The following is a 25067-nucleotide window of genomic DNA, read 5'->3' as shown; positions in this document are numbered from 1 at the left end:
TGGGGTCAGAGCTCTTTCCCTACGGGGAAAAGATCTGATCCCGGCAAAACAAAAAGCCCGCCGGACTCCGGCGGGCTTTTTTCATGGCAGATCATTTTCCCGTATCCACGCATGGCGTGGATCTACCGTGTCGACCAAGGTCGACACCCACCAAAAGCAGCGAGAAGTCGACATCATCAACAGCAGCAGTCGGTCGACCACCCACCATCAGCAGCATGAACCTGTCGAAGGCGGGGTGGGATGGGCTTGCAGGACCGTTGGCGCCATGGATGGCGCCATCGAGCCCCCATGGATGGGTTTACGGCGAGTCCTGCAAGCCCATCCCACCCCGCCATCCCACGAATCGTGGCTTTGGACGTTTCCGTTGCCGTTGCCGTTGATTCTGTGGGTGCCGGGCCGCAGGCCCGGCCGACAACCCCTCAATTACGCTGGAACAGCGCCTGCACATCCCTGCGGAACGCCGCCTGGCTGTCGGCCCGGCTATAGAACATGTGCCCGCCCGGATAGCTGCGCACCTGCACGCGGTCCGGATTGCTGCCCATCGTCGGCATCTGGTCCACCGTCAGGATCGAGCCCATGAACGGGCACGACAGGTCATTCCAGCCGTGCACGATCAGCACCTGCAGATGCGGGTCGATCGCAACGGCCTGGCGCAGCTGGGTCACCGCACCCTCGCGCAGGTCGCCATTGCGATCCCACAGACGATTCACGTCGTAGTTCAGCGCCTGGTAGCGCGCATCCACCTTCCAGCCGACCTCGCGGGTGACGAAGTCGACCATCGCCGTGGTGGTCGGCGCGATGATGCTGTCCAGCAGCGGATCGTTGGCGCGCTGCTCCGGATCGTTCGGGAACGGATCGAATGCAGTGACGTTGGAATCGTAGCGGCTGCCCAGCGTGCCCTTGTCGCGGAACACCTCGCGCAGGTAGGCCTGGGTTTCCAGGCGGCCACCGGCGCGGCGCACGAACTGCGGGTCAAGGCCGGTCAACTCGGCCACCCGGCGCAGCATCGCCTCGGTCGCCTGCGGATCGCTGCGCCCCTTCATCAGTGCGGTGGCGTAGTCGCCGCGGGTGTACTCGACCACCTCGCGCATCGCCGCGTCGGTCAGCTTGCCCTGGCGCTCCAGGTGCGCAGCAGCGATCGAGGGCAGGGTCTGCATCCACGCCATCGGCGAAACATCGGCGTTGTCTTCCAGGGTCGGGCTCAGGTACGGCGACACCAGCACCAGGCCATTCATCGCCACGCCCAGGCGGGTCTGCAGGAAGTGGGTGATGCGCGGGCCGCGATAGCCGCCGTAGCTCTCGCCGGTCAGGTACTTGCGCGCGCCCATGCGCTGGTTGCGCAACAGCCAGTCGTAGATCGAGCGCGACAGGTACTCGATGTCGGCGCTGGGGTTGTACAGCTGCTTCTTCGCTTCGTCATCGCCGATGCGGGCGCGGCTGAAGCCGGTGCCGACCGGGTCGATGAACACCAGGTCGGTGAAATCCAGCCAGGTGCCCGGGTTGTCGTGCAGCTTCGCCGGCGCCGATGCGCTGTCGCCTTCCGAACCGAAGGTCACCACCTTCGGGCCGATGGCGCCCAGGTTGAGGTACACCGACGACGCGCCGGGGCCGCCATTGAGCGCGAAGGTCACCGGCCGGTCCTTGCCCGGCATGGTGTAGGCGGTGAACACCACATCGGCGATCACTTTGCCCTTCGCATCGCGTACCGGCAGCGTGCCGACGGTGGCGGTGTAGTCAAGGGTGCGGCCCGCCAGGCGCATGCTCTGGCGAGCCGACGCATCGGCCGGCAGTGGAGCGGCCTCGGTCTTTTCTTCTTTCGTTTCGGAGGCGCTGTCAGCAGCAGGAGCGGCCAGCACGCAGACAGGGGCGATCAGCAGGCCGACGCAGAGCGCGGCAGAGTGCAGCAGGAACTTCATGGCACCGGAACGGCAGCGGAAGGGACCCCGATGCTAGGACGGGGTGCCGCGTACCGTATGTGTCCAAAGGCATGGACCAGCGTTGCGGCCTGATCCGGTCAAGCGAAGGTGGGTGAGCGCGCAGCGTCGTCGGCCAGCAGCCCATACACGGCCGAGTCCGCCAGTTCACCGCGGATACGCCAGCGCTGCCGCAGCAGGCCTTCGCGGTGGAAACCCAGGCGTTCGAGCACCTGTGCCGAGGCCTTGTTGCGTGGATCGATCTCGGCTTCCACCCGATGCAGTTGCAGGGTGTTGAACAGATAGGCCAGCACCCGCTGCAGCGCTTCATGCATGTAGCCATGGCCCTGCCTGCCAGGTGCCAGCAGATAGCCGATTTCGGCGCGGGCGGCGTCGCGATCCAGGGCAAACACCACGCAGATGCCCAGCAGCGGGCCGTCCACCGACTCACGCAGGGCCAGCTTCAATTGCGTGCCGGTAGCCTGTGCAGCCAGGTCGTCGTCGATCTGCGCACGTGCTTCGGCGGGGCGCGTCCATGCCGGGTGGTTCCACCAGTGCATCACGTCCGGGTCGGACTGCAGGGCGAACAGGGCCGCTGCGTCATCGCGGCGGATGGGGCTCAGCACCAGGCGCGCGCTGTGCAGCGGCAGCCCGGGAAACAGCAGCGAGTTGGCGGGCAATGGGGTCGTCCACGCGGATGAGCGCGCATTATGGACCCGCAGGGTTTGCCGATGGGGGCGTGATGTCTGTAGAGCCGAGCCGATGCTCGGCTGCCCGGCACGGCGCGAAATGCAGCCGAGCGTGGGCTCGGCTCTACAGGAGGGCCGCGAGCGTCAGGCTTCCAGCGAAGCCAGATCGCCCTTGCTTTCCAGCCAGCCCTTGCGATCCCAGGCGCGCGCTGTGCAGCGGCAGTCCGGGAAACAGCAGCGAGTTGGCGGGCAATGGGGTCGTCCACGCGGATGAGCGCGCATTATGGACCCGCAGGGTTTGCCGATGGGGGCGTGATGTCTGTAGAGCCGAGCCGATGCTCGGCTGCCCGGCACGGCGCGAAATGCAGCCGAGCGTGGGCTCGGCTCTACAGGAGGGCCGCGAGCGTCAGGCTTCCAGCGAAGCCAGATCGCCCTTGCTCTCCAGCCAGCCCTTGCGATCCGATGCACGCTTCTTGGCCAGCAGCATGTCCATCAGCGAACGGGTCTGCTCACCATCATCAATGGTCAGCTGCACCAGACGGCGCGTGTCCGGGTGGATGGTGGACTCGCGCAGCTGCGGCGGATTCATCTCGCCCAGGCCCTTGAAGCGGGTCACGTTGATGGCGCCCTTGATCTTCTCGCGTTCGATCTTGTCCAGCATCGAGCGCTTTTCTTCCTCATCCAGGGCGTAGAACACCTGCTTGCCCACGTCGATGCGGAACAACGGCGGCATCGCCACGAACACGTGGCCGGCATCGACCAGTGCCGGGAAGTGCTTCAGGAACAGCGCGGTCAGCAGGGTGGCGATATGCAGGCCATCCGAGTCGGCGTCGGCCAGGATCACCACCTTGCCGTAGCGCAGGCCGGTGATGTCATCCTTGCCCGGGTCGCAGCCGATGGCCACCGCCAGGTTGTGTACTTCCTCCGAGGCCAGCACGCTGTTGGAGGACACTTCCCAGGTGTTGAGGATCTTGCCGCGCAGCGGCAGGATCGCCTGGAAATCCTTGTCGCGGGCCTGCTTGGCGCTGCCGCCTGCCGAGTCGCCCTCGACCAGGAACAGCTCGGTGCGCGACAGGTCCTGGCTGATGCAGTCGGCCAGCTTGCCGGGCAGGGCAGGGCCCTGGGTGACCTTCTTGCGGACAACCAGCTTCTCGGTCTTCAGGCGCGCGCTGGCGCGCTCGATGGCGATCTGCGCGATCTTCTCGCCCAGCTCCACGTTCTGGTTCAGCAGCAGGCTGAACGCATCGTGCGCGGCGCCTTCGACGAAACCTGCGGCCTGGCGCGAAGACAGGCGTTCCTTGGTCTGGCCGCTGAACTGCGGGTCGGTCATCTTCAGCGACAGCACGAATGACACGCGGTCCCACACGTCTTCCGGGGCCAGCTTGACGCCACGCGGCAGCAGGTTGCGGAAGTCGCAGAACTCGCGCAGCGCTTCGGTCAGCCCGGTGCGCAGGCCGTTGGCGTGGGTGCCGTGCTGCGCGGTGGGGATCAGGTTGACGTAGCTTTCCTGCACCAGCTCGCCTTCCGGCAGCCAGGCCACGGCCCAGTCCACGATCTCGGTTTCTTTCTTCAGCGTGCCGACAAACAAGTCGGCCGGCAGCGATTCGCGATCGCCCAGCTCCAGCCGCAGGTAATCGCGCAGGCCGTCCTCGTAGTACCAGGTATCGACTTCACCGGTGGCTTCGTCGGTCAGCTTGACGGTCAGGCCCGGGCACAGCACGGCCTTGGCGCGCAGCAGGTGCTTGAGCGCGCGCACGGCGAACTTGGGCGTATCGAAGTACTTCGGGTCCGGCCAGAAACGCAGGCGGGTGCCGGTGTTCTTCTTGCCGACGGTGCCGACCACTTCCAGCGGCGAGGCGCGGTCGCCGTTGCGGAAGGTGATGCGATGTTCGGCACCTTCGCGCTTGATGTGGATTTCCACCAGGGTCGACAGCGCATTGACCACGCTGACGCCGACGCCATGCAGGCCGCCGGAGAAGGTGTAGTTGTTGTTGTTGAACTTGCCGCCGGCATGCAGGCGGGTAAGGATCAGCTCGACGCCCGGGATCTTCTCTTCCGGATGGATGTCCACCGGCATGCCGCGACCGTCATCGCTGACCTCCACGCTGCCGTCCTTGAACAGGGTGATCTCGATCGAGCGGGCATGGCCTGCGAGGGCCTCGTCCACCGAGTTGTCGATCACTTCCTGCGCCAGGTGGTTCGGGCGCGCGGTGTCGGTATACATGCCGGGGCGGCGCTTGACCGGGTCAAGGCCGGACAGGACTTCAATATCGGCGGCGTTATAGCGGGCGTTCATCTGTCTTCGAAAGCGTGGAGCGACGGGCAAGTGTGCGGTCTGGACCGGGAATTTGCACGCCTGCGGTTCAGTCTCGTTGGCGGGGAGGGGGTAAAATGGCAGCCGCTGGAACCGAACACCGGCGCCCCCCATATCCGAGCCATACCGCGAGGAGGACTCCATGAAGAAGTTGCTGACCATTGCGATCCTGGCTGCCGCCGCTGTTGCAGTGCCGATGGTGCTGGCGCAGAACGCCGGCCAGCCTGCTCCGCAGCAGGGTGACCAGGCCGACAAGGCGCAGTCCGAAGCCGACGCCAAGGCCAAGCGCCGCGCGCAGGCCAATGCCGAGATGAAGGCCAAGGGCCAGCCGGTGCCGCAGCAGGAAGAAGAGGAAGAGGCACGCAAGAAGAAGTAATTCTTCTGCCCCTCCGAAGCCCTTGCCACAAGGGTTTCACCCTTGAACGCCCCGCCCAGCGGGGCGTTTCTTTTTGCCGATCGCGCCATCTGCCCCTTGGGTTGGCGGCCATCTATCTGTAAACTATGGCTTTCCGGGAGTAAGTGCGTGTCCACCATTTGCGAATGGGCTGGCACGGCCAAGCGTGGCCTCCAGCAAAGCGGGTCGCAGGTGACGGTCGAAGTGACCGGCACGGCCGCCCCGACCTCGCAGGGTGGTTCCCCGTTGGCGCCTGGCGCCGGCCGGGCCCGCACCTCCCTCGCTGCTCCAGCGAACCGGAAAACCCCCTTTCTGCTCCACGCCCGCCCCCCGGGCAGGCGTGGCGCTGCCGTTTTCCATTTCCAGACAGGATGCTTGCAGCCATGACTCCCTTGATTTTCGTAACCGGCGGCGTGGTGTCCTCGCTCGGCAAAGGTATTGCCGCCGCGTCACTGGCCGCCATTCTCGAAGCGCGTGGCCTGAAGGTCACGATGATGAAGCTCGATCCGTACATCAACGTCGACCCGGGCACCATGAGCCCGTTCCAGCACGGTGAGGTGTATGTCACCGACGACGGCGCCGAAACCGATCTCGACCTGGGCCATTACGAGCGTTTCGTGCGCACCCGCCTGAGCCGCAAGAACTCGGTCACCACCGGTCGCATCTACGAAGAAGTGATCCGCAAGGAGCGCCGCGGCGACTACCTGGGCGCGACCGTGCAGGTCATTCCGCACATCACCGATGAGATCCGTCGCTGCATGGACGAAGCCACCGAGGGCTTCGACGTGGCCCTGGTGGAGATCGGCGGCACCGTCGGTGACATCGAGTCGCTGCCGTTCCTGGAGGCGATCCGCCAGGTGCGCACCGAGCGTGGCCCGGAAAAGGCACTGTTCATGCACCTCACCCTGGTGCCGTACATCGCTGCGGCGGGTGAATTGAAGACCAAGCCGACCCAGCACTCCGTGAAAGAACTGCGCTCGATCGGCATCCAGCCGGATGTGCTGCTGTGCCGCTCGGAACAGCCGGTGCCGGATTCCGAGCGTCGCAAGATCGCCCAGTTCACCAACGTCTCCGAGCGCGCGGTGATCAGCGTGCCCGACGTCGATGTGCTGTACCGCATTCCGATGGGCCTGCACGCACAGGGCCTGGACGAGATCGTCATCAACCAGCTGAAGCTGGCCGACAAGGCCGGCCCGGTCGACCTGTCGATGTGGGAAGACGCCGTCGATGCCACCCTGCATCCGCTGGATGCGGTGACCATCGCGGTGGTCGGCAAGTACATCGACCACCAGGACGCCTACAAGTCGGTCGGCGAGGCACTCAAGCACGGTGGCCTGCGCCAGCGCACCAAGGTCACCCTGAAGTGGCTGGAAGCGCAGGATCTGGAGGGCAGCGACATGTCCGCGCTGGCCGATGTCGACGGCATCCTGGTGCCGGGTGGTTTCGGCGACCGTGGCTTCGAAGGCAAGGTCCTCACCTCGCAGTACGCCCGTGAGCAGAAGGTGCCGTACTTCGGCATCTGCTACGGCATGCAGGCTGCCGTGGTCGACTACGCGCGCCACGTGGTGGGCCTGGAAGACGCCAACAGCACCGAGAACGATCGCCAGTCGCCGAATCCGGTGATCGGCCTGATCACCGAGTGGCGCACCGCCACCGGCGACGTGGAAAAGCGTGACGACAAGAGCGACCTGGGCGGCACCATGCGCCTGGGCCTGCAGGAGCAGCGCCTGAAGCCGGGCACGCTGGCCCGCGAGCTGTACGGCAAGGACGTGGTCGCCGAGCGTCACCGCCACCGTTACGAGTTCAACAACCGCTACCGCACCCAGCTGGAAGACGCAGGCCTGGTGATCGCCGGCAAGTCGATGGATGACACTCTGGTGGAAGTGGTTGAGCTGCCGCGCGACCAGCATCCGTGGTTCCTGGCCTGCCAGGCGCACCCGGAATTCCTGTCCACCCCGCGTGATGGCCACCCGCTGTTCATCGGCTTCATCCGTGCCGCGCGCGAGCGCAAGGCCGGTGGCAAGCTGCTGCAGGAAGTGCGCGCCTGACTTGTCATGGGGGCCGCCGGCCCCCATCTTGCTCGCTTCAACCCCAGCGCACCGGCACTGCCGGTGTAGCGGACAACAAGGAAACGCCATGAAACTGTGTGGATTCGAGGTCGGGCTGGACCAGCCCCTGTTCCTGATCGCCGGCCCCTGCGTGATCGAGTCGATGCAGCTGCAGCTGGATACCGCCGGCAAGCTGAAGGAAGTGACCGACAAGCTCGGTGTGAACTTCATCTTCAAGTCGAGCTTCGACAAGGCCAACCGCACCTCCGGCACCGCTTTCCGTGGCCCGGGCATGGAAGAGGGCCTGAAGGTGCTTGCCGAGGTCAAGAAGCAGATCGGCGTGCCGGTGCTGACCGACGTGCACGAGTACACCCCGATGGACGAAGTGGCCTCGGTGGTGGACGTGCTGCAGACCCCGGCGTTCCTGGTCCGCCAGACCGACTTCATCCGCAAGGTGTGCTCGGCCGGCAAGCCGGTCAACATCAAGAAGGGCCAGTTCCTGGCGCCGTGGGACATGAAGCCCGTTGTCGAGAAGGCCAAGGCCACCGGCAACGAGCAGATCATGGTCTGCGAGCGTGGCGCCAGCTTCGGCTACAACAACCTGGTCAGCGACATGCGTTCGCTGGCGGTGATGCGCGATACCGGTTGCCCGGTGGTGTTCGATGCTACCCATTCGGTGCAGCTGCCGGGCGGGCAGGGCACCAGTTCCGGTGGCCAGCGCGAGCATGTGCCGGTACTGGCGCGTGCCGCGGTTGCCGTGGGCATCTCCGGCCTGTTCGCCGAGACCCATCCGGACCCGTCCAAGGCGCTGTCCGATGGCCCCAATGCGTGGCCGCTGGACCAGATGGAAGCCCTGCTCGAGACCCTGATGGAGCTTGACGCGGTGACCAAGAAGCACGGCTTCTCGCGCTTCGCGTGAGTCAGCACCCGCAGGCGGCGCTGGAGATCCAGCGTCGTCGCCGGCACTGGCGGCAGTGGCCGTGGGGCCCGATCGCACTCGGTCTGGCCCTGCTCTCGGTATCGGGCGTATTCGCCATCGGCATGCTGTTCGGTGCCGGCATGCGCCCGTCCAGCGCCGGCGGCCCGGTAGTGAACCTGCTGCCTTTCGTCATCGCGCTGGCGGTGGCCGAAGTGCTGACCATTTCCGCAGGGCTTTTCGCCGCGGTGCTCGGCTGGCGCCTGAACCGGGGCAGGGTCACCGCTGCACTGGCGATGGTCCTGCTGTCGCTGTGGGTGGGCATCCTGCTGCACGATCTGCTTTGATGAATACGACGCCTGAACCCTCGCACAGTCGCCCCTGGGGCCTGATCGCCCTGTTGCTGTCGGTGCTCGCCTGGGGCGCGTTGCTGCTGGGCGTGCTGGCCTTCGCCGCCAGCTTCCGGCCGCCGGGGGATGGCAACAACGGCGTGCAGGCTGTGCAGTACTGGATGCTGGGCGCGTTGGTCACGCTGGTGCTGTCTTTCGCCGGCAGCCTGGGCGCGATGGTGATGGCCTGGCGACGGCGGCGCGGACCGGTGTGCGCGGCCATTGCCGGTGCGTTGCTGGTGCTGCTGGTGTCGCTGGTGATGATCGTGATCGGGTCCAGCTGGGGCTGATGCCGCTCAGGCCATTTGGCAAGTGAGGGGTAGCCGGGGATAATCACGCGGCATTCGTTTTTGTCGCCCCCTCTCCATACAGGTAACCGGCCCGACCATGAGTACGATCCGCAGCATCCATGCCCGTGAAATCCTCGACAGCCGTGGCAACCCCACGCTGGAAGCCGAAGTCACCCTGGAGGACGGTTCGTTCGGTCGCGCCGCGGTTCCCTCCGGCGCATCGACCGGCACCAAGGAAGCGGTGGAGCTGCGTGACGGCGACAAGACCCGTTACCTCGGCAAGGGCGTGCGCAAGGCCGTCGACAACGTCAACGGCGCCATCGCCAACGCACTGAAGGGCTTCGAGGCCACCGACCAGGCCGGCCTGGACCGTCGCCTGATCGATCTGGATGGCACCGAGAACAAGGGCCGCCTGGGCGCCAATGCACTGCTGGGTGTTTCCATGGCCGCCGCGCATGCCGCCGCTGCCTCCAGCAAGCAGGCGCTCTGGCAGTACCTGGCCAGCAAGACCGGCGCGACCCCGTCGCTGCCGGTGCCGATGATGAACATCATCAACGGCGGCGCGCACGCCGACAACAACGTCGATTTCCAGGAGTTCATGGTGCTGCCGGTCGGCTTCACCTCGTTCTCCGAAGCGCTGCGTGCCGGCACCGAAATCTTCCATTCGCTGAAGTCGGTGCTGAAGGGCCACGGCCTGAGCACGGCGGTGGGCGACGAAGGCGGCTTCGCGCCGGACTTCCGCAGCAACGTCGAGGCGCTGGACACCATCCTCGAAGCCATCGGCAAGGCCGGCTACACCGCCGGTGAGGATGTGCTGCTGGGCCTGGACGTGGCCTCCAGCGAATTCTTCGAGAACGGCAAGTACAACCTGGTCGGCGAGAACAAGCGCCTGACCTCCGAACAGTTCGTCGACTTCCTCGCCGACTGGGCCGCGCAGTACCCGATCATCACCATCGAAGACGGCCTGGCCGAGAACGACTGGGCAGGCTGGAAGCTGCTGACCGATCGCATCGGCAAGAAGGTGCAGCTGGTCGGCGACGACCTGTTCGTCACCAATCCGAAGATCTTCCAGGAAGGCATCGATTCGGGCACCGCCAACGCGATCCTGATCAAGGTCAACCAGATCGGCACCCTCAGCGAAACCCTGGAAGCGATCGCCATGGCCGACCGTGCTGGTTACGCCGCCGTGGTCTCGCACCGTTCGGGTGAAACCGAAGACACCACCATCGCCGATATCTCCGTGGCCACCACCGCCACCCAGATCAAGACCGGCTCGCTGTGCCGCAGCGATCGCGTGGCCAAGTACAACCAGCTGCTGCGCATCGAGGAAGCCCTCGGTGCCGGCGCGCGTTACGCGGGTCGTGACGCGTTCGTGTCGCTGAAGCGCTGAGCCGATGCGCGACTGGCGCTGGCTGCTGTTGTTGCTGGCCCTGCTGCTGGCATGGCTGCAGTACCGTTTCTGGTTCGGCCCGGGCAATTCGGGTGAAGTGATGATGCTCGAAGCCCAGGTCGCCAACCAGGAGCGGGACAATGACGGTCTGCAGCAGCGCAACGATGCGCTTGCTGCCGAAGTGAAGGACCTCAAGGAAGGCCAGTCCGCCATCGAAGAACGCGCGCGCAGCGAGCTGGGCATGATCAAGCCTGGCGAGAAGTTCTATCGCGTCGTGGAAGATGCACCAACGCGCCCGGCGCAGCCTGCGCCGGTCACGGCCCAGGCCGGTGACCATCCGGCGGACGTGCCATGAGCGCGGCGATCTGGGTGGTGGTTCCGGCCGCAGGGCGCGGCACGCGTTTTGGTGCGCCGTTGCCCAAGCAGTACCTGCAGGCAGGCGGGCAGACCCTGCTCGCCCATACCCTGGACACGCTGCTGGCACATCCGGCCGTGGCCGGGGCGATGGTGGTGATCGGTGCGGACGATGCTGACTGGCCGGGCTGGACCGAATGGGCCGGCAAGCCGGTGCTGACCTGCACCGGTGGCGCCACCCGCGCCGCCTCGGTGCTGGCGGGGCTGCAGGCCCTGCCGGACAGTGTGCGTGCCGATGAATTCGTGCTGGTGCACGACGCGGCGCGTCCGAACCTGTCGCAGGCCGATCTTGGCCGCCTGCTGGAAGTGGGGCGTAACGACCCGGTCGGCGCCATTCTGGCCGCGCCGGTGCGCGACACCCTCAAGCGCGCCGGTGATGATGGCGGCATCGATGGCACCGAGCCGCGTGAGCGCCTGTGGCGTGCACTGACGCCGCAGCTGTTCCGCCGCCACCAGCTGATCCGCGCCTTGTCCGAAGCGGCCGCCGCCGGCGTCGACGTCACCGACGACGCCATGGCCATGGAGCGCCAGGGCCAGCGCCCGCTGCTGGTGGAAGGCAGCGAGGACAACTTCAAGGTCACCACCCCGGCCGATCTCGATCGTTTCGAATTCGTACTCTCCCGCCGCGCCGGCTGACCGCCCGCGCGGCCCTGCTGCAAGGGCTGCATCCATGAGCACCTCCCCGTTCCCGCCCGTCCGTATCGGTCAGGGCTACGACGTCCATGCCTTCGGTGAAGGCGACCACATCATGCTCGGCGGCGTCGCGGTACCGCACAGCTGCGGCGTGCTTGCGCACAGCGATGGCGACGTCATCCTGCACGCGCTGTGCGACGCCATGCTCGGCGCGATCGCGCTGGGTGACATCGGCCAGCACTTCCCGCCCAGCGACGACCGCTGGAAGGGCGCGGACAGCAGCGAGTTCGTGCGCCACTGCGACAGCCTGCTGCGCGAGCGTGGCTGGCGTGTCGGCAACACCGACATCACCGTGATCTGCGAGCGGCCCAAGGTCGGCCCGCATGCCCTGGCCATGCGTGAGCGCATCGGTGAATTGCTGCAGCTGCCGCTGGATGCGGTCAGCGTCAAGGCCACCACGTCCGAGAAGCTGGGCTTTACCGGCCGCGGCGAAGGCATCGCCGCGCAGGCGGTCGTCCTGCTGGTGGCGGCATGATTCCGCTGCCGCTCGCGTTCGGCGCGCCGTTGCTGCAAGCGCGCATCCGCACCACGCCGGAAGATTTCCAGGTCGATGAGCTGCCGGCCTTCGAGGCCACCGGTGAAGGCGAGCACCTGCTGCTGCATATCCGCAAGCGCGGCGCGAACACGGTGCACGTCGCCAAGGTGCTGGCCAAGTGGGCGGGTCTGCCGGAAATGGCGGTCAGCTATGCCGGCATGAAGGATCGCAACGCGGTCACCACCCAGCGTTTCAGCGTGCATCTGCCCAAGCGCGTCGCGCCGGACCTGGCCGAACTCGCCAGTGACGAGATCGAGGTGATCGAGTCCACCTGGCACAACCGCAAGCTGCAGCGCGGTGCGCTGGCGGGCAACCGCTTCAAGCTGGTGCTGCGCGATGTGCAGGGTGACGCCGCGGCAATCGACGAGCGCCTGCAGCAGATTGCCACGCGCGGCCTGCCGAACTGGTTCGGCGAGCAGCGCTTCGGTCGTGATGGTGGCAATGTGCCGGCGGCGCTGGCGATGTTCGGTGGCCGCCGCATGCGCAAGGACCAGCGTTCGCTGCTGTTGTCGGCCGCCCGTTCGGCGCTGTTCAACCGGGTGCTGGCCGCGCGCGTGGAGCAGGGCAGCTGGGACCAGCCGCTGCAGGGTGAAGTGTGGATGCTGGACGGCAGCCGCAGCGTGTTCGGTCCCGAGCCGTACAGCGACGTGCTGGCCGAGCGCCTGGCGCGCTTCGACATCCATCCCAGCGCTCCGCTGTGGGGCGAGGGTGAGCTGCGCAGCACTGACGCCGCCCGTGAGCTGGAGCTGGCGGCGCTGGATGATGATGAATCCAAGGCGCTGCGTGTCGGCCTGGAAGAGGCGCGGCTGAAGCAGGAGCGGCGCGCGCTGCGGCTGCGTCCGGCATTGCTGCAGCACCAGTGGCTGGCCGCTGACGTGCTGGAGCTGTCCTTCGCGCTGCCGCCGGGCTGTTACGCCACGGCCGTCCTGCACGAGCTCGGGCCGGTCGAAGACGCTTCGCAGGTCTGAAAGAAAATGGGGGCGGAGGCGAAGAGCATCCACGCATGGCGTGGATAGGCCGTCAGTAGATCCACGCCATGCGTGGATGGGCCGTCAGTAGATCCACGCCATGCGTGGATGGGCCGTCAGTAGATCCACGCCATGCGTGGATGGACCGTCAGTAGAGCCACGCCATGCGTGGAAGGGCCGTCAGTAGATCCACGCCACGCGTGGATGGGCCGTCAGTAGATCCACGCCATGCGTGGATGAGTCCAACCGCCAGAACGTCAGCGCCGCGCCAGCAGCACCAGCACTGCGCCGGTGCCGCCTTGCCCGGTCGGGGCGGAATGGAACGCCAGCACGTCGTTGCGCAGGCGCAGCAGCCGGTCCACCAGGTTCTTCAACACGGGCGCACTGCCATCGGACTGCAGGCCCTTGCCGTGGATGATGCGCACACAGCCGTACTCGTGGGCGTGCGCCTCCAGCAGGAACTGGCGCAGCATCGTCTCCGCCTGCGCGGCAGTGGCGCCATGCAGGTCCAGTTCGTCCTGTACCGAGTACTGCCCGCGCTTCAAGCGCTGGAACAGGCGTGGCGGCAGGTTGTCGCGCCGATAGCTGGCAACGTCGCCCGCTTCGAGAGGAGCGTTGTCGCGCAGCAGCCGGGCGAACTCGCCGGCAGCTTCGGCGTCGTCGCGCTCGGCCATGCGCGCGCGCGGCTTGGGGCGCGGCGCGGCAGGCGCGGGCTCCACTTCCTTGCGCAGCGGCGTCACTTCGCCGATGGCTGCACGGAACAATGCAGCCGGATCTTCATCTTCAGGGTGCGACATCCGCACAGGTTAAACCGGCTGCGCGGGTCTGCCTATGACCGTTTGATGTCGGCCGTGACCGCAGACAGGGTAGGACCCGGCGCCCGCTTGCGGCACAATAGTCGGCGCACTTGCGGAGTCGCCACCTTCTTGTAGGAGCCTGGCCGGTTTCGCCCACGTTGCAAGGTGACGGGATCGAATTCTTGGAAAATCAAGCGGTTAAATCGAAGATGCGCATCCTGGTCAGCAATGATGATGGTGTCGACGCGGCGGGCATCCGGATGCTGGCGTCCGTGCTGCGCGAGGCCGGGCACGAAGTCACGGTGGTCGCACCCGACCGCGATCGCTCCGGCGCCAGCAATTCGCTGACCCTGGATCTGCCGATCCGGCTCAAGCGCATCGACCACTACACCGTGTCGGTGGCCGGCACGCCTACAGATTGCGTGCACCTCGCGCTGACCGGCCTGCTGGAGTTCGAGCCTGACATTGTCGTGTCCGGTATCAACAACGCCGCCAATCTCGGCGATGACGTGATCTATTCCGGCACCGTGTCGGCGGCGATGGAAGGTCGTTTCCTGGGCCTGCCCGCTGTCGCAGTGTCGCTGGTGACCCGCAACCACGACCCGAAGCATTTCGAGACGGCGGCGCGTGCCGCGGTGGAGATCGTTGCCCGGCTGAAGGCCGATCCGCTGCCGGCCGACACCATCCTCAACGTCAATGTGCCGGACCTGCCGTGGAGCGAGGTCAAGGGCTTCGAAGTCACCCGCCTGGGCAACCGCCATCGCGCCGAAGGCTGCATCGCGCAGAAAGACCCGCGCGGCAACGAGGTGTACTGGATCGGTCCGGCCGGCCGCGAGCAGGACTCCGGCCCGGGCACTGATTTCCATGCGGTGCGCACCGGCCACATTTCGATCACCCCGATCCAGGTCGACCTGACCCGCTACCAGGCGCTGGAAAAGGTCGCCAGCTGGGTCGGCGGCCTTACCGCCGCGCTGGACCAGCCGGCATGAGCCCACGCCTGCGCCTGCAGCCGGAAGCGGTCGGCATCGGCATGACCTCGCAGCGCGTGCGTGACCGCCTGGTCGACCGCCTGCGCGAGGCCGGCATCGTCGACGAGTCGACGCTGAACGCGATCCGGGTGGTGCCACGTCATCTGTTCATCGACGAGGCCCTGGCCTCGCGCGCGTATGAAGACACCGCGCTGCCGATCGGCCACGGCCAGACCATTTCGCAGCCGTGGGTGGTGGCGCGGATGACCGAGGCCGTGCTGCAGGTAGCGCCGAAGAAGGTGCTCGAAGTGGGCACCGGTTCTGGCTACCAGGCGGCGGTGCTTGGTGCGCTGGGGCTGGAGGTCTATACCGTCGAGCGCATCGGCGATCTGCTGCGGCAGGCGCGCAAGCGTTTCCGTGCGCTGGGCATGAACATCCGCACCAAGCACGACGACGGGCGTGTCGGCTGGGCCGAGCATGGCCCGTTCGACGCCATCGTGGTCACCGCCGCCGCACCGGCCCTGGTCGATGCCCTGGTCGAGCAGTTGGCCGAAGGTGGCCGCCTGGTCGCCCCGGTCGGTGGCGCGGGCGCACAGTCGCTGGTGCAGCTTGACCGCAAGGACGACGGCAGCATCGAACAACGCGTGCTGGCGCCGGTCACCTTCGTGCCGCTGCTGTCTGGCATGCTCGATTGAATCCACGGAGCAGGGTCGCATGAAGATTTTCGGGCCGCTGTACGAGCGGGCGATGAAGTGGGCCGCGCACGAGCGCGCGCCGACCTATCTGATGGTGTTGAGCTTTTTCGAAGCCATCATCTTCCCGGTGATGCCGGAAGTGATGCTGGCGCCGATGTGCGTGGCCCAGCCCAAACGCGGCTGGTGGTTCGCCACCCTCAGCCTGGCCGGCTCGATGGTCGGCGCGGTGATCGGTTACGCGCTGGGTCACTACGCGTTCGAGGCGGTCAAGCCGATGTTCGAGGCGCTGGGCATGCTGCCGGCGATCGAGCAGGGCATCGCTACCGTGCAGGCCAAGATGGTGGAGTCGCCCTGGGCGGTGTTCACCTTCCTGGTGCTGGGCGGCTTCATGCCGATTCCGATGAAGGTCTTCACGTGGGCATCGGGTATCGTCGGCGTGCCGATGCCGCAGTACCTGTTGAGCATGTTGATCGGTCGTGGCAAGCGCGTGTTCGTGCTTGCCGCGGTCGTCCGTATCGGTGGTGCGCGCGCCGAAGCAGCGCTGCGCCGATGGATTGAACCGCTGGGCTGGATCGCCACCGCGTTGGTGGTGGTGCTGATCGCCTGGCTTGTATGGAGGTCGAAGTTCGCATGAGTGCAGATCGTCTGAGCAAGGGAGTGCGCATCGGCGCACTGGCGTTGCTGGTATCCACCCTGGCCGCCTGTGGCACCGCCACCGTGGTCCGGCCCAGTGGCAGCGGCGGCAGTGGCGTCAGCACGCCGAAGACATCGGTGCCCAAGCCGGGGCAGACGGTGGTCGTGCGCAAGGGAGACACCATCTATGCGCTGGCCCGCATCCATGACATCACCCCGGCCGACCTGATCGCCTGGAACAACCTGGACAATCCGTCGACCATTTACCCGGGGCAGGTGATCCGCCTGTATCCGGCCGGTTCCGGTGGTGGCCGTGCGCCGACCACCGTGGTCACCGCGCCGCGTCCGGGTGGCAGCGCATCTGGCGGCAGCACCGCGCCGACGCCGGGTCCGGCCGGTCCGGTCAAGAGCAACATCGCCTGGCGCTGGCCGGCCGATGGCGCAGTCGTCGGCCGCTACGTGGCCGGCGATGCGACCAAGCAGGGTGTGGACATCGCCGGCACCAGCGGCGCACCGGTGAAAGCCACGGCCAATGGCGTCGTGGTGTATTCCGGCGCCGGCCTGGTCGGCTATGGCGAGCTGATCATCATCAAGCACAGCGACCAGTGGCTGTCGGCCTATGGCCACAACCGCAAGCGCCTGGTCAATGAAGGGCAGAGCGTGAAGGCCGGCGAGCAGATCGCCGAGATGGGCCGTACCGGGGCCAACCGGGACATGCTGCACTTCGAGATCCGCTACAACGGCAAGCCGGTCGACCCGCAGCAGTATCTACCGGCGAAGTAACCGGACATTCGCCTTCCGGGCGGATCCCCGGCCCGGCGCAGCGCGCCGGGCGTTCGCCGAGGGCGCGGCCCATGGGCCGCAAGCGCCCTCGGCTCACCCGCTACAACGGCAAGCCGGTCGACCCGCAGCAGTATCTACCGGCGAAGTAATCGGACATTCGCCTTCCGGGCGGTTCAGGGGCAGGGCGCCGGGCCATGCCCGGCATGCTGTTCTGTAGAGCCGAGCCAATGCTCGGCTGCTTTTCCGTCGCTGCACGGCGCCGCCCGAGCATTGGCTCGGGCGCTAAAAATGGGGCGTGATCCAGGGTGGCGACGGGCCATGCCCGGCGGCTTCAGGCCTCAGCCTTCCAGAATGAAGGCGGCCGCCACCTTGCGGCCTTCGCCGGCAAGGATGTTGAAGGTGCGCGCGGCAGCCGGATTGTTCATCACTTCCAGGCCGATACCACGCGACAGGCAGGCGGCCATGACAACCGCCGGCGGGAACGCCTGGCGTTCGCCGGTGCCGAGCAGTATCAACGCCGGCTTCAGTGCCAGGATCGGCTCCAGGTCCGCCACCTGCAGCGCCGCGACGTCGGTCACCGGCCACTGCTCGACCAGCTGGTCCGGCGTCAGGAAGAAGCTGTTGCCCAGAACGCGATCATTGACCCGTGCCGAACGACCGTCAGCGGCGCGCAGGCTGTAGGCGTAGTCGGGCAGTTCGTGGTTCAGCTGCATGGCAGGGACCGATCAGCCGCGCGGCAGCACGATCTGGCGGTGTTCCTTGCTCGGGCGATACAGCACGGCCACGTGGCCGATACGCTGCACCAGCGCACTGTCGGTGGCCTGCACGATCTCGTCGATCATCACGTCGCGGGCGTCACGGTCTTCGGCGGCAACCTTCACCTTGACCAGTTCGTGGCGTTCCAGCACTTCGTTCAGCTCGGTCAGGAAGGCCGGACTGACGCCCTTGCCGCCGATCTGCAGCAGGGCCTTCAGGTCATGGGCTTGGCCGCGCAGGAAACGGGTCTGGGAAGGGGTCAAGGCAGTGGGCATGCAGAAAACACGGTTGAATGGGACGATCAGGGTATCATGGCGACCCCCTCAGCCCCTATTTACAATGGCTACCCGCAGCAAAAGCAGCCAGCGCTGGCTCAAGGAACACTTCTCCGACCCCTTCGTGAAGAAGGCCCAGGCCGAAGGCATGCGCTCCCGTGCGGCCTACAAGCTCGAAGAACTGCTCGAACGTGACCGGTTGCTGAAGCCGCACATGGTGGTGGTCGACCTCGGCGCGGCCCCGGGCGGCTGGTCTCAGCAGGTTCGGAGACAGATTGGCGACACTGGCCGCGTGCTGGCCCTGGACATTCTGGACATGCCGCCACTGGCCGGCGTGGAGTTCCTTCATGGTGACTTCAGGGAAGAAACCGTCCTATCGGAGTTTGAAGCCATGCTCGGGGATCAGCTGGTAGACCTTGTGCTGTCGGACATGGCCCCCAATAAGAGTGGTGTGGGCGCGGTCGACCAGCCGCGGATGATGCACCTGGCGGAGCTGGCCATGGATTTTGCCGACAACCACCTCAAGACCGGTGGGGCATTCCTGATCAAGCTGTTCCAGGGCGAAGGCTTTGACGACTACGTGCGCGACATGCGCCGCCGGTACGACAAGGTCTCCATCCGCAAGCCGGAAGCGTCGCGCAAGCGCTCTCCCGAGGTGTATGCCTTGGGTCAGGGAAAACGCGCCCACATGAAGTAAGCTCGACCCCGTAAGTTCGACCCCAACGCAACGCCAGCACTAAGAGGAACACCGGAGCCAATGAGGATGAACGACTTGACCAAGAACCTCCTGCTATGGGTGGTCGTCGCCGTCGTGCTGATGGTGGTCTTCCAGAGCTTCTCGCCCAAGACCTCGGGGGCCGGAGCGCAGGGCGCTTCGTACTCGCAGTTCCTGGACCAGGTGGACACCGGCAACGTGCAGAAGGTCGCCTTCGGCGGCGATACGCGCGGCGGTACCAGCCAGATCACCTACACCACCCGTGGTGGACAGTCGTCCACCATCACCGCGCCGTTCGATCGCGACCTGATCAACGTGCTGCGCACCAAGAATGTCGAGATCGTGCAGGAGGAGCCGTCCAGCGGTATCTCCCTCGGCGCGATCCTGATGAATTTCCTGCCGGTCATCCTGATCATCGGCTTCTGGCTGTTCATCATGCGGCAGATGCAGGGCGGTGGCGGCGGTGCCAAGGGCGCGATGTCCTTCGGCAAGTCGCGCGCCAAGCTGCAGGGCGAAGACCAGATCAAGGTCACCTTCGCCGACGTTGCCGGCTGCGACGAGGCCAAGGAAGAAGTCGGCGAACTGGTCGACTTCCTGCGTGACCCGTCCAAGTTCACCAAGCTTGGTGGCAAGATTCCGCGTGGCGTGCTGATGGTCGGCCCTCCGGGTACCGGCAAGACGCTGTTGGCCAAGGCCATTGCCGGCGAAGCCAAGGTGCCGTTCTTCTCGATCTCCGGTTCGGATTTCGTGGAAATGTTCGTCGGCGTCGGCGCCAGCCGTGTGCGCGACATGTTCGAGCAGGCCAAGAAGCACGCGCCGTGCATCATCTTCATCGATGAAATCGATGCCGTCGGTCGTCACCGTGGTGCCGGCCTGGGCGGCGGTCATGACGAGCGCGAGCAGACCCTGAACCAGCTGCTGGTCGAGATGGACGGTTTTGAAGGCGGCGAAGGCGTGATCGTGATCGCCGCGACCAACCGTCCGGACGTGCTGGACCCGGCGCTGCTGCGTCCGGGCCGTTTCGACCGCCAGGTGGTGGTCGGTCTGCCGGACGTGAAGGGCCGCGAGCACATTCTCAAGGTGCACATGCGCAAGCTGCCGCTGGCCGACGACGTCGTGCCGATGGTGATCGCGCGTGGTACCCCGGGCTTCTCCGGTGCCGACCTGGCCAACCTCTGCAACGAGGCCGCCCTGTTCGCCGCCCGTGGCAACGAGAAGGAGGTCCGCATGGATCACTTCGACCGTGCCCGCGACAAGATCCTGATGGGGGCCGAGCGCCGCTCGATGGCCATGAGCGAGGAGGAGAAGACCCTCACCGCTTACCACGAAGCCGGTCACGCCATCGTCGGTCGTCTGGTGCCCGAGCACGATCCGGTCTACAAGGTCACGATCATTCCGCGTGGCCGTGCGCTGGGTGTGACCATGTACCTGCCGGAAGGCGACAAGTACTCGATCAACCGCGTGGCGATCAACTCGCAGCTGTGCTCGCTGTATGGTGGTCGTGTCGCCGAAGAACTGATCTTCGGGCCGGACAAGGTCACCACCGGTGCGTCCAACGACATTGAGCGCGCCACCAAGATGGCCCGCAACATGGTCACCAAGTGGGGCCTGTCGGAGACCCTTGGCCCGATCGCCTACGGTGAAGAGGACGATGAAGTGTTCCTCGGCCGTTCGGTCACCCAGCACAAGAGCGTGTCCAACGACACGGCGCGCCGCATCGATGAGGAAGTGCGCAGCATCCTGGACAAGGCCTATGCCCGGACCACCGAACTGCTGACCGCCAACGTCGACAAGCTGCATGCGATGACCCAACTGCTGCTGCAGTACGAAACCATCGACGCGCCGCAGATCGACGCCATCATGGAAGGCCGCGATCCGCCGCCGCCGATGGGTTGGACCAAGTCGAGCAAGGACGATGGCGGCAATGACAAGGGTGGCGACGCCCGTCCGCTGCCGCCGATCGCCGGTCCGGCCGAATCGATCTGACGGCCTGCCGTACGCAATGCAAGACGAGGCCGGGGCAACCCGGCCTTGTTGTTTCCGGGCCCCGGCCCATCCGATCCCGACCGTCCGCTGGAGTCCGCATGTCCGCCCCCAAGCCTGAACCGATTTCCCACACTGCCGAGATGGTGATCGCCACCGTTGTCGGCGTTGCCGTCGGCCTGACCGTGGACAATCTGCTGCTGGGCTGTGGTGTGGGTATCGCAGTGGGCATCCTGCTGAGCATCATCAAGACGCTGTACGTAGACCGGAAGCATCGGCGCAAGTAGGGTTCTGCGGCAGGGCTGCGCCCTGCACCCGCCGAAGCGGTAGTGCCGGCCGCTGGCCGGCAACCTCAACAACAACGGCAACAGCGGGCTATCCGTGGGATGGCGGGGCGGTGTCGGATTGCGGGGACGCCGTAAACCCGTCCATGGGGGCTTGGCCGCGGCATCCATGCCGCGGACACCCCGCAATCCGACACCGCCCCGCCTTCGACAATTTCCCGATGCTGTTGGGCTGCTGTTGGTAGGTGTCGACCTTGGTCGACACGTAGATCCACGCCATGCGTGGATGCTCTTCGTTCAATTGTCGAGATATTCGATTCCGATGGAGATTCATCCACGCACGGCGTGGATCTACTGGCCACCGGAAAACTGTCGAAGGCGGGGTACTGTGGGTTTGCGGGGTGTGAGCCGCATGGATGCGGCGACCAAGCCTCCATGGACGGATTCACGGCGTCCCCGCAAACCCACAGTGCCCCGCCATCCCACGGAATGCCGCTGTTGCTGTTGCTCCAGCCCTGGCCTCTGCGGGTGCAGGGCGCAGCCCTGCCGCCGTAAACTAAACTTCGTTGCCCGCAGGATCTGCCATGTTCGATATCTCTCCCCAGCTCGATTGCGCCGGCCGCATCCTGCGCCTGGACCGTGCCCGGGTCATGGGGATCGTCAACGTCACCCCGGATTCGTTCTCCGACGGCGGTGCCCATGACACCACCGAAGCGGCGGTCGCGCATGGCCTGAAACTGGTGGCGGAGGGCGCCGACCTGCTCGATATCGGCGGCGAATCCACCCGCCCGGGTGCCGCGCCGGTGTCGATCGATGAGGAGCTGCGTCGTGTCGTCCCGGTCATCGAGCAGCTGGCGGCACGCACATCGGTGCCGATCAGCATCGACACTTTCAAGCCGGAGGTGATGCGCGCCGCAGTGGCTGCAGGGGCCGGGATGATCAACGACATCTTCGGCCTGCGCCAGGAGGGGGCGCTGGAGGCGGCGGCCGACGCTGGCGTGCCGGTGGTGCTGATGCACATGCAGGGCGAGCCGGGTCACATGCAGGCCGACCCGCAGTACGACGATGTCGTCACCGAGGTGCATGGCTTTCTGGTGCAGCGCTTGTTCGCCGCCGAGATGGCCGGCATCGCCAGGAAGAATCTGCTGATCGACCTTGGCTTCGGCTTCGGCAAGAGCACCGCGCACAACATCACTCTGCTGGCCCGTTCCGAGCGCTTTCTCGAGCTGGGCGTGCCGATGCTGGCCGGACTGTCGCGCAAACGCAGCCTGGGCGAGCTGACCGGTCGCGAGTCGCCGGCAGAGCGGGTCGCTGCATCCGTGGCCGCACACCTCATCGCCGTGCAGCGCGGTGCCCGTATCGTGCGCGTGCACGATGTGGCGGCGACGGTCGATGCCTTGAAGGTCTGGCAGGCGGTCGACGCGGTGCCTGCTGTCCGGGTGGACGCCAAACCGACCCTCCGCTGGCCGGACGAAGACTGATGGCAGTGGATCAGCGGCCGCTGGCGATCGCCGTGATGGGCCCGACCGCCAGCGGCAAGACCGCGACTGCGATCGCGCTGGCGCAGCAGCTGGATGGTGAAATCGTCAGCGTCGATTCGGCGCTGGTCTATCGCGGGCTGGATATCGGTTCGGCCAAGCCTGATGCCGGCGAACGCGCGCAGGCACCGCACCACCTGTTGGACCTGCGCGATCCCTGGCAGACCTATTCGGCCGCCGAGTTCGCCGCCGACGCCGGCCGCGTGGTGGCCGACATCGTTGCCCGGGGCAAGACGCCGATCCTGGCCGGCGGCACGGGCTTGTACTTCCGTGCGCTGCTGCAGGGGCTGTCGCCGATGCCGGAGGCCGATCCGGCGATGCGCGATGTGCTGAGCGCCGAGGCCGCCGAGCGTGGCTGGGCGGCCCTGCACGCCGAACTTGCCACCGTCGATCCTGCCGCCGCCGCACGCATCCATGCCACCGATCCGCAACGCATCCAGCGGGCGCTGGAGGTCTACCGCCTGACCGGCACGCCTATCAGTGAATGGCAGCGCCGCCCCGGCGTCGCCCCGTTGCCGGTGCGCACGTTGAAGCTGATTCTGGCGCCGCGCGACCGCGCCGTGCTGCATCAGCGCATCGAGGCGCGCTTCGACGCCATGCTCGCCCAGGGCTTTCTCGACGAAGTGCGCGCGCTGCGTGCGTTGCCGGACATGCAGGCGGTCGCCACGCCGCTGGACCTGCCAGCCGTCCGCGCGGTCGGGTATCGCCAGGCCTGGGAGTACCTGGACGGCGAGGGGGACGAGGCCCGCTTCCGTGACAAGTCCATTTTCGCCACCCGGCAACTGGCCAAGCGCCAGCTGACCTGGCTGCGCGGCGAGCTTGATGCGCGCTGGTTCGACCCCCATATGGATGGGGAGCGCCTGGCAGGCGCGGTGTCGACCTTCGTTGCACGCTGAACCGACGCTGGCCGTGTACCATCATGGGCCGGCAAGCGGCTCGGGGGCCGCGGCAACCGCCGGCTACCAATAAGAACAATAATCAGGAGTGTGCAATGTCCAAGGGGCAATCGCTGCAGGATCCTTTCTTGAATGCACTGCGGCGCGAACGCGTGCCGGTTTCGGTGTACCTGGTCAACGGCATCAAGCTGCAGGGCACGATCGAATCGTTCGATCAGTTCGTGGTCCTGCTGCGCAACACCGTCAGCCAGATGGTCTACAAGCACGCCATTTCCACCGTGGTGCCGGCGCGCAACGTCAAGGTCGGCCCGGGTGGTGGGTACGTGCAATCAGGTGAGGATGGTCAGGCGGGTGATGAAGCAGACGAATGATGTTGGAGCGGTGAATGTTTGACCGCTCGAAAAAGGGCGAACACGCCCTGTTGATCCAGCCGCATTTCGGCAAGCTGGAAGACGATGTGCTGGAAGAATTCGGTGATCTGGCCCGCTCGGCTGGGGCCAGCATCGCGGTGACCATCACCGCGCGCCTGGATCGGCCCAATCCATCGACCCTGCTCGGCAGCGGCAAGCTGGATGAGATCAAGGCTGCCGCCGAAGCAACCGGCGCAGATCTTATCCTGGTCAACCACGCGTTAAGCCCGGGTCAGGAACGCAATCTGGAACGTTTCCTGGAGCGCCGGGTGATCGACCGTACCGGTCTGATCCTGGATATCTTCGCCCAGCGTGCGCGCAGCCATGAAGGCAAGCTGCAGGTCGAGCTGGCCCAGCTGCGCCATATGGCGACCCGCCTGGTGCGTGGCTGGACCCATCTGGAGCGCCAGCGTGGTGGTTCGATCGGTCTGCGCGGCCCGGGTGAAACCCAGCTGGAAACCGATCGTCGTCTGCTGCAGAAGCGGGTTGAACAGCTGCAGAAGCGGCTGGAAAAAGTCGAAGTACAGCGCACCCAGATGCGCCGTGCGCGTGTGCGCAGCGAATTGCCGCGCGTGGCCCTGGTGGGCTACACCAATGCCGGCAAATCGACCTTGTTCAATGCGATGACCGGCGCCGAGGCCTATGCGGCTGACCAGTTGTTCGCGACCCTGGATCCGACCGTGCGCCGGATCGCCGTGCCCGGTGGCAACGTCGTCCTGGCCGATACGGTTGGTTTCGTGCGCGACCTGCCGCATGACCTGGTGGCGGCCTTCCGCTCGACCCTGTCTGAAGCGCGGGAAGCAGATTTTCTGCTGCACCTTGTCGATGCCGCCGATCCGCACCGCGAGGAGCGCATCGCCCAGGTCGACGAAGTGCTGACCGCGGTCGGTGCCGGCGACCTGCCGCAGTTGCTGGTGTTCAACAAGATCGACCGCATCGAGGGTGCCGACGTGCGCCACGATGGCCAGGACGGCGTGCCGGATGAATCGCGGCGCGAGCGGGTGTGGATTTCCGCACGCGACGGGCAGGGCATCGAGCTGTTGCAGGCCGTGCTCGGCAAGCGCTTGGGTCTGCAGCACGTCACCGGCGAGCTGCGCCTGCCGCCCAGTGCCGGCCGCCTGCGCGCGCGCCTGCACCAGCTGGAAGTGGTCCGCAGTGAACAGGCCGATGAAGAAGGCTGGCTGTTGCAGGTCGATCTTCCCATCGCCGAGGCCGAGAAGCTGGCGGCCAGCGCCGATGGCGAGCCGATCCGGGCCCTGCTGCCGGAAAAGCTGCCCGAATGGTGAGGTAGTGCCGGCCGCTGGCCGGCAGTTCCTGCGGCCCCGTGCCGCGACACCACCTTGCGATCTGCGGTACAACGTGCAGGTTCTTCACCTTTCAG

The 25067-nt window shown here is 66.3% G+C and carries 27 protein-coding genes; 21 read left to right on the top strand and 6 right to left on the bottom strand.

Annotated elements, in window-relative coordinates:
* Positions 1 to 419 precede the first annotated feature (419 nt).
* The 3 genes from QOL57_RS02905 to parE all read right to left on the bottom strand — a co-directional run bounded on the left by QOL57_RS02905 (position 420) and on the right by parE (position 4898).
* Positions 420 to 1916 carry a S10 family peptidase gene (locus QOL57_RS02905; RefSeq protein WP_089240223.1) on the bottom strand — a complete coding sequence of 499 codons (1497 nt, stop codon included), beginning with the start codon at positions 1914 to 1916 and terminating at the stop codon, positions 420 to 422.
* 98 nt (positions 1917 to 2014) lie between these two features.
* Positions 2015 to 2593, bottom strand: a complete 579-nt coding sequence (locus QOL57_RS02900) for a GNAT family protein (protein WP_089240225.1) — start codon at positions 2591 to 2593, stop codon at positions 2015 to 2017.
* A gap of 415 nt (positions 2594 to 3008) precedes the next feature.
* Positions 3009 to 4898: a DNA topoisomerase IV subunit B gene (gene parE, locus QOL57_RS02895; RefSeq protein ID WP_089240227.1), complete on the bottom strand. Its 1890-nt coding sequence runs from the start codon at positions 4896 to 4898 to the stop codon at positions 3009 to 3011.
* Positions 4899 to 5058: 160 nt separating this feature from the next.
* Between parE and QOL57_RS02890 the strand changes: the two genes are divergently transcribed.
* The 10 genes from QOL57_RS02890 (at position 5059) to truD (ending at position 12953) form a co-directional block, all read left to right on the top strand.
* Entirely contained in the window at positions 5059 to 5292 is a 234-nt protein-coding gene (locus tag QOL57_RS02890; RefSeq protein WP_089240228.1) for a hypothetical protein, read from the top strand.
* Positions 5293 to 5693: 401 nt separating this feature from the next.
* Positions 5694 to 7358: a CTP synthase gene (locus QOL57_RS02885; RefSeq protein ID WP_089240229.1), complete on the top strand. Its 1665-nt coding sequence runs from the start codon at positions 5694 to 5696 to the stop codon at positions 7356 to 7358.
* Between the two features lie 88 nt (positions 7359 to 7446).
* Entirely contained in the window at positions 7447 to 8277 is an 831-nt protein-coding gene (kdsA, locus tag QOL57_RS02880; protein WP_014036736.1) for a 3-deoxy-8-phosphooctulonate synthase, read from the top strand.
* Positions 8274 to 8621, top strand: a complete 348-nt coding sequence (locus QOL57_RS02875; RefSeq protein ID WP_089240231.1) for a hypothetical protein — start codon at positions 8274 to 8276, stop codon at positions 8619 to 8621. Before kdsA ends, QOL57_RS02875 begins: the two co-directional genes overlap by 4 nt.
* Positions 8621 to 8953 (top strand): hypothetical protein, encoded by a 333-nt coding sequence (locus QOL57_RS02870; RefSeq protein WP_089240233.1) that lies wholly within the window; start codon positions 8621 to 8623, stop codon positions 8951 to 8953. The genes QOL57_RS02875 and QOL57_RS02870 overlap by 1 nt, the downstream gene beginning before the upstream one ends.
* Positions 8954 to 9050: 97 nt before the next feature.
* Positions 9051 to 10343, top strand: coding sequence for a phosphopyruvate hydratase (gene eno / locus QOL57_RS02865; protein ID WP_089240235.1), 1293 nt, complete (start codon positions 9051 to 9053; stop codon positions 10341 to 10343).
* A 4-nt stretch (positions 10344 to 10347) separates the two neighbouring features.
* Complete coding sequence (gene ftsB / locus QOL57_RS02860; RefSeq protein ID WP_089240237.1) at positions 10348 to 10698, top strand: cell division protein FtsB; 351 nt, start codon at positions 10348 to 10350, stop codon at positions 10696 to 10698.
* Positions 10695 to 11393, top strand: a complete 699-nt coding sequence (ispD, locus tag QOL57_RS02855; protein WP_089240239.1) for a 2-C-methyl-D-erythritol 4-phosphate cytidylyltransferase — start codon at positions 10695 to 10697, stop codon at positions 11391 to 11393. The genes ftsB and ispD overlap by 4 nt, the downstream gene beginning before the upstream one ends.
* Positions 11394 to 11427: 34 nt before the next feature.
* The gene (gene ispF, locus QOL57_RS02850) at positions 11428 to 11925 is read left to right on the top strand and encodes a 2-C-methyl-D-erythritol 2,4-cyclodiphosphate synthase (protein ID WP_089240241.1); all 498 of its coding nucleotides are present in this window, start codon (positions 11428 to 11430) and stop codon (positions 11923 to 11925) included.
* Entirely contained in the window at positions 11922 to 12953 is a 1032-nt protein-coding gene (gene truD / locus QOL57_RS02845) for a tRNA pseudouridine(13) synthase TruD (RefSeq protein WP_089240243.1), read from the top strand. The genes ispF and truD overlap by 4 nt, the downstream gene beginning before the upstream one ends.
* Before the next feature lie 257 nt (positions 12954 to 13210).
* Here the strand turns inward: truD and QOL57_RS02840 are convergent, their stop codons facing one another.
* Positions 13211 to 13750, bottom strand: coding sequence for a Smr/MutS family protein (locus QOL57_RS02840; protein ID WP_089240245.1), 540 nt, complete (start codon positions 13748 to 13750; stop codon positions 13211 to 13213).
* Positions 13751 to 13959: 209 nt separating this feature from the next.
* On the opposite strand from QOL57_RS02840, the gene surE reads away from it, so the two are divergent.
* The 4 genes from surE to QOL57_RS02820 are packed head-to-tail and all read left to right on the top strand — an operon-like array spanning position 13960 to position 16829.
* Positions 13960 to 14739 carry a 5'/3'-nucleotidase SurE gene (gene surE / locus QOL57_RS02835; RefSeq protein WP_089240247.1) on the top strand — a complete coding sequence of 260 codons (780 nt, stop codon included), beginning with the start codon at positions 13960 to 13962 and terminating at the stop codon, positions 14737 to 14739.
* Positions 14736 to 15413, top strand: a complete 678-nt coding sequence (locus QOL57_RS02830; RefSeq protein WP_089240249.1) for a protein-L-isoaspartate(D-aspartate) O-methyltransferase — start codon at positions 14736 to 14738, stop codon at positions 15411 to 15413. Before surE ends, QOL57_RS02830 begins: the two co-directional genes overlap by 4 nt.
* Positions 15414 to 15432: 19 nt before the next feature.
* A complete protein-coding gene (locus QOL57_RS02825; protein ID WP_089240251.1) occupies positions 15433 to 16047 on the top strand; it encodes a YqaA family protein in 615 nt (204 codons plus the stop codon).
* On the top strand, positions 16044 to 16829 hold the full coding sequence (locus QOL57_RS02820; RefSeq protein ID WP_089240253.1) for a peptidoglycan DD-metalloendopeptidase family protein: 786 nt from the start codon (positions 16044 to 16046) through the stop codon (positions 16827 to 16829). Before QOL57_RS02825 ends, QOL57_RS02820 begins: the two co-directional genes overlap by 4 nt.
* Positions 16830 to 17167: 338 nt before the next feature.
* Here QOL57_RS02820 and QOL57_RS02815 read toward each other — a convergent pair whose 3' ends face one another.
* Entirely contained in the window at positions 17168 to 17542 is a 375-nt protein-coding gene (locus QOL57_RS02815) for an Mth938-like domain-containing protein (RefSeq protein WP_032976512.1), read from the bottom strand.
* Positions 17543 to 17554: 12 nt separating this feature from the next.
* Entirely contained in the window at positions 17555 to 17860 is a 306-nt protein-coding gene (yhbY, locus tag QOL57_RS02810) for a ribosome assembly RNA-binding protein YhbY (RefSeq protein ID WP_089240255.1), read from the bottom strand.
* 64 nt (positions 17861 to 17924) lie between these two features.
* On the opposite strand from yhbY, the gene rlmE reads away from it, so the two are divergent.
* The 7 genes from rlmE to hflX all read left to right on the top strand — a co-directional run bounded on the left by rlmE (position 17925) and on the right by hflX (position 24972).
* Entirely contained in the window at positions 17925 to 18557 is a 633-nt protein-coding gene (gene rlmE / locus QOL57_RS02805) for a 23S rRNA (uridine(2552)-2'-O)-methyltransferase RlmE (RefSeq protein ID WP_089240257.1), read from the top strand.
* A gap of 66 nt (positions 18558 to 18623) precedes the next feature.
* Positions 18624 to 20561 (top strand): ATP-dependent zinc metalloprotease FtsH, encoded by a 1938-nt coding sequence (ftsH, locus tag QOL57_RS02800; protein ID WP_162292006.1) that lies wholly within the window; start codon positions 18624 to 18626, stop codon positions 20559 to 20561.
* A gap of 98 nt (positions 20562 to 20659) precedes the next feature.
* Positions 20660 to 20845: a hypothetical protein gene (locus QOL57_RS02795; protein ID WP_089240261.1), complete on the top strand. Its 186-nt coding sequence runs from the start codon at positions 20660 to 20662 to the stop codon at positions 20843 to 20845.
* 581 nt (positions 20846 to 21426) lie between these two features.
* Entirely contained in the window at positions 21427 to 22323 is an 897-nt protein-coding gene (gene folP / locus QOL57_RS02790) for a dihydropteroate synthase (RefSeq protein ID WP_089240263.1), read from the top strand.
* Positions 22323 to 23276: a tRNA (adenosine(37)-N6)-dimethylallyltransferase MiaA gene (miaA, locus tag QOL57_RS02785; protein WP_089240265.1), complete on the top strand. Its 954-nt coding sequence runs from the start codon at positions 22323 to 22325 to the stop codon at positions 23274 to 23276. The genes folP and miaA overlap by 1 nt, the downstream gene beginning before the upstream one ends.
* Before the next feature lie 95 nt (positions 23277 to 23371).
* Entirely contained in the window at positions 23372 to 23647 is a 276-nt protein-coding gene (gene hfq / locus QOL57_RS02780) for an RNA chaperone Hfq (protein WP_025878916.1), read from the top strand.
* A gap of 14 nt (positions 23648 to 23661) precedes the next feature.
* A complete protein-coding gene (gene hflX / locus QOL57_RS02775) occupies positions 23662 to 24972 on the top strand; it encodes a ribosome rescue GTPase HflX (RefSeq protein WP_089240267.1) in 1311 nt (436 codons plus the stop codon).
* Positions 24973 to 25067 lie beyond the last annotated feature (95 nt).

The organism is Stenotrophomonas sp. yr243, from assembly GCF_900184195.1.
Taxonomy (GTDB): domain Bacteria; phylum Pseudomonadota; class Gammaproteobacteria; order Xanthomonadales; family Xanthomonadaceae; genus Stenotrophomonas; species Stenotrophomonas lactitubi.
This window is presented reverse-complemented; position numbering and strand designations above follow the sequence as displayed.

Coding starts and splice junctions, on each gene's coding strand:
- QOL57_RS02905 (WP_089240223.1), bottom strand. CDS start 1,916: ATGAAGTTCCTGCTGCACTCTGCCGCGCTCTGCGTCGGCCTGCTGATC.
- parE (WP_089240227.1), bottom strand. CDS start 4,898: ATGAACGCCCGCTATAACGCCGCCGATATTGAAGTCCTGTCCGGCCTT.
- QOL57_RS02890 (WP_089240228.1), top strand. CDS start 5,059: ATGAAGAAGTTGCTGACCATTGCGATCCTGGCTGCCGCCGCTGTTGCA.
- QOL57_RS02885 (WP_089240229.1), top strand. CDS start 5,694: ATGACTCCCTTGATTTTCGTAACCGGCGGCGTGGTGTCCTCGCTCGGC.
- kdsA (WP_014036736.1), top strand. CDS start 7,447: ATGAAACTGTGTGGATTCGAGGTCGGGCTGGACCAGCCCCTGTTCCTG.
- QOL57_RS02870 (WP_089240233.1), top strand. CDS start 8,621: ATGAATACGACGCCTGAACCCTCGCACAGTCGCCCCTGGGGCCTGATC.
- eno (WP_089240235.1), top strand. CDS start 9,051: ATGAGTACGATCCGCAGCATCCATGCCCGTGAAATCCTCGACAGCCGT.
- ftsB (WP_089240237.1), top strand. CDS start 10,348: ATGCGCGACTGGCGCTGGCTGCTGTTGTTGCTGGCCCTGCTGCTGGCA.
- ispD (WP_089240239.1), top strand. CDS start 10,695: ATGAGCGCGGCGATCTGGGTGGTGGTTCCGGCCGCAGGGCGCGGCACG.
- ispF (WP_089240241.1), top strand. CDS start 11,428: ATGAGCACCTCCCCGTTCCCGCCCGTCCGTATCGGTCAGGGCTACGAC.
- truD (WP_089240243.1), top strand. CDS start 11,922: ATGATTCCGCTGCCGCTCGCGTTCGGCGCGCCGTTGCTGCAAGCGCGC.
- QOL57_RS02840 (WP_089240245.1), bottom strand. CDS start 13,750: ATGTCGCACCCTGAAGATGAAGATCCGGCTGCATTGTTCCGTGCAGCC.
- surE (WP_089240247.1), top strand. CDS start 13,960: ATGCGCATCCTGGTCAGCAATGATGATGGTGTCGACGCGGCGGGCATC.
- QOL57_RS02830 (WP_089240249.1), top strand. CDS start 14,736: ATGAGCCCACGCCTGCGCCTGCAGCCGGAAGCGGTCGGCATCGGCATG.
- QOL57_RS02825 (WP_089240251.1), top strand. CDS start 15,433: ATGAAGATTTTCGGGCCGCTGTACGAGCGGGCGATGAAGTGGGCCGCG.
- QOL57_RS02820 (WP_089240253.1), top strand. CDS start 16,044: ATGAGTGCAGATCGTCTGAGCAAGGGAGTGCGCATCGGCGCACTGGCG.
- QOL57_RS02815 (WP_032976512.1), bottom strand. CDS start 17,542: ATGCAGCTGAACCACGAACTGCCCGACTACGCCTACAGCCTGCGCGCC.
- yhbY (WP_089240255.1), bottom strand. CDS start 17,860: ATGCCCACTGCCTTGACCCCTTCCCAGACCCGTTTCCTGCGCGGCCAA.
- rlmE (WP_089240257.1), top strand. CDS start 17,925: ATGGCTACCCGCAGCAAAAGCAGCCAGCGCTGGCTCAAGGAACACTTC.
- ftsH (WP_162292006.1), top strand. CDS start 18,624: ATGAACGACTTGACCAAGAACCTCCTGCTATGGGTGGTCGTCGCCGTC.
- QOL57_RS02795 (WP_089240261.1), top strand. CDS start 20,660: ATGTCCGCCCCCAAGCCTGAACCGATTTCCCACACTGCCGAGATGGTG.
- folP (WP_089240263.1), top strand. CDS start 21,427: ATGTTCGATATCTCTCCCCAGCTCGATTGCGCCGGCCGCATCCTGCGC.
- miaA (WP_089240265.1), top strand. CDS start 22,323: ATGGCAGTGGATCAGCGGCCGCTGGCGATCGCCGTGATGGGCCCGACC.
- hfq (WP_025878916.1), top strand. CDS start 23,372: ATGTCCAAGGGGCAATCGCTGCAGGATCCTTTCTTGAATGCACTGCGG.
- hflX (WP_089240267.1), top strand. CDS start 23,662: ATGTTTGACCGCTCGAAAAAGGGCGAACACGCCCTGTTGATCCAGCCG.